A 434-nucleotide genomic window follows, 5' to 3' on the forward strand; every position below is an offset into this window, starting at 1 on the left:
CACTACTACAAATGTTGATGTACTTGTTCCTGCTGGAGCAACTACTGGAACGGTATCGGTACAAACAACTGTGGATGCGATTGATGAAGTAGATGAAACATTCAACATTGCTAATGGAACAGTAAGTACTACTGGTACTATTTTAGATGATAACAATCCCCCTACTGTGGCAACGATCACTCCTGCTTCGGCTACTGAAGGATCTGATGTGGTATTCAACTTTACCTTGAGCAACCCTTCTGATAAAGTGACCACGTATACCTTTGTTTTAACCAATGGTACTGCAGGAAGTGCGGATTACACTACTACAAATGTTACCGTAAATGTTCCTGCTGGAGCAACTACTGGAACGGTATCGGTACAAACAACTGTGGATGCGATTGATGAAGTAGATGAAACATTCAACATTGCTAATGGAACAGTAAGTACTACTG

General features: G+C 41.2%; 1 pseudogene. It reads left to right on the plus strand.

The window, feature by feature from the left end:
- A pseudogene (locus AC061C_RS15895) lies at window positions 1–434 on the plus strand (hypothetical protein); the annotation flags it as partial.

It is taken from the genome of Flavobacterium sp. GNP010, assembly GCF_056428945.1.